The sequence below is a fragment of the Reyranella sp. genome (assembly GCF_036558665.1).
Classification (GTDB): Bacteria; Pseudomonadota; Alphaproteobacteria; order Reyranellales; family Reyranellaceae; genus Reyranella.
The window spans coordinates 1-2274 of the sequence record NZ_DATBFE010000060.1; the positions used below are offsets into that span (position 1 = coordinate 1).

Consider the following 2274-nt stretch of genomic DNA (forward strand, 5'->3'; position numbering starts at 1 on the left):
TCAGGAAAGCGCCGCTGGCGATCGCGGCGGTTCAGCGCATCGACGAGATCTTTGCCATCGAGCGCCGGATCAACGGCCTACCGGTCGCCGAGCGCCTCCACGGGGACGACACGACGGTGCCGCTGCTCGCCCGGGGCAAGACGATCACCGCTCGGTTATGGACGTATGTGCGCGACGACCGGCCGTTTGCCGGCCCCGACCCGCCGGCGGCGGTGTTCTTCTACTCGCGCAATCGCGACGGCGAGCATCCCGCTCGGCACCTGGCCTCCTATGCCGGCATCCTGCAAGCCGACGCCTACGCCGGGTTCGGCGAGCTCTACGACGGCAGGCGCAAGCCCGGCCCGATCACCGAGGCGGCGTGCTGGAGCCACGGCCGGCGTCACTTCTTCGAACTGGCCGACCTGAAGAAGGCGCCGCTGGCGGTCGATGCAGTCCGCCGTATCGACGAGCTCTTCGCCATCGAGCGCCGGATCAATGGCGTGTCGGCCACTGATCGCCGGGCAGCGCGAAATCGGGAGAGCCGGCCGATCATCGCCGATCTCGAACGATGGATGCGCACCGAACGTGCTCGCCTGTCGCGCCATGCCGAAACCGCGAAAGCCATCGATTACATGCTGACGCGCTGGCCGGCCTTCACCCGCTTCCTCGACGACGGCCACATCTGCCTCAGCACGGATGGTGCTGAGAAGTCAGAATCGTCAGCTCGGTGCAGATTTTCTCGGTCGCTTGCTCCAGGCTTCGACCATTCGCTCGTAGGCGCGTTCGGCCTGCTCGACGTAAGCGGCCTCTCGCTGGCGGATCTCCTTGATCCAGTAATCTCGGCCCGGTCCGGCCTTCCCATAGGCGCTGGGAGCACCCGCTTTCAACGCGACCTTTCGCAACTTCATCGCCGTGAAGGCCGGCCGAGCGTAAGCGTAGTCTCGGTCGCTCGTGAGTATGTGCCAGATCATCACCACGAGCTTTCGCGCTGTGGCCACCGCGGCGGTTGGCGCTCCTCGCTTCTTCTGAGTGCGGGCAAAAAAGGCTCGCAATGGCCCGGGCGCCGTCTTTGTGGACCAGGCCGCCTCTACCAGCATGCGCCTCGCGTCGCTGTTTCCCTGTTTGGTGATCCGACCATGCCGAGCCAGGTGGTCGCCAGACTGGCGGATTCGAGGTGTCAGGCCGAAGTAGCTGCTCAGCTTGTCAGGTGTCGGAAACCGACGTACATCGCCGATCGAAGCCAGGACGGTAGAGGCGACTACCGAGCTCACGCCCGGAATAGTCATTATACGCTTCGCACGAGGATCATCCAACGCTTGCTGCGCGAGGAACTTGTCCAGCTTCGCAAGCTGCGCCGACACACGCTCCAGCTCGTCGACATAGCGCCCCATCATGCCGAGCTCGTCGTTCTCTAGCGGCAGGGACTGCAGCCAACGCCGACCCGCCGGCCCGAACAGATGACCCTTGTACCGTGGGATCAAATTGGCGTGGAGAAGCGCCTGGATTCGCCCCTTCGTCCTTACCAGCTGGGCAAGAACGCCCATCCGCTCTGCGATTTGCCGTCGTCGCGCCAGCGTGACCTCGTCCGGCACCCAGATCTCCGGCAGGAAACCAGCAGCATGCAACGTGGCCAGTATCTTCGCGTCCACCTTGTCGGTCTTCACGCGGGCGTAAGCAATCGCCTTGACGAGCCGCGGATTTGCGACAGCGACTCGCTTCACGAACGGACGGAGAAGCCGTTCTATCGCGGCGCTGTTGCCGGTCGCCTCGATGACCACCTCGTCGCTTGGCCGGAGCGTTCGCGCGAAGTTCATGAACCGGTCATGGACAAGATCGACACGACACTCTTCTCGTATCCGACCCTCCTGCAGGATCGCTACCTGGGCGAATGATCGATGTATGTCCATTCCGATGACACGCACAGCTTTCCCTCCATGGATGACGGGAGCTGGCGGGCTTGCACGACATCTACGGATACGCGCTCGCAGCGCAGCCGGGCAAGTCGTAGGGGCGGCCAAGTAACAACTCGAGTTCGCGACTCATGCTCAGGACGGCCTGCCGCCACTTCGTGCTCCCGGCGCCCCTATCCCGGCGGTTCATCGTACCCCGACGAAACCGACGATCCATCCGGGCGCCGCAGGCACCATGCCCTTTAACAATGCCGCCGAGCGCGCCCTCCGCGGCATTGCGCTCGGGCGCCGGTCATGGCTGTTCGCCGGGTCCGATCGCGGCGGCGAACGCGCCGCAGCGATCTACACGCTGATCGCCACCGCCAAGCTCAACGACATCGCCCCG

1 protein-coding gene and 2 pseudogenes are annotated in these 2274 nt (G+C 64.6%); 2 read left to right on the forward strand and 1 reads right to left on the reverse strand.

The features are described from left to right. Positions 1-692: pseudogene (gene tnpC / locus VH499_RS08735) on the forward strand (IS66 family transposase); the annotation flags it as partial. A gap of 6 nt (positions 693-698) precedes the next feature. Here the strand turns inward: tnpC and VH499_RS08740 are convergent. After that, on the reverse strand, positions 699-1886 hold the full coding sequence (locus VH499_RS08740) for an IS110 family transposase (RefSeq protein ID WP_332052325.1): 1188 nt from the start codon (positions 1884-1886) through the stop codon (positions 699-701). A gap of 247 nt (positions 1887-2133) precedes the next feature. Here VH499_RS08740 and VH499_RS08745 point away from each other — a divergent pair. Next, positions 2134-2274 (forward strand): annotated as a pseudogene (locus VH499_RS08745) (IS66 family transposase); the annotation flags it as partial.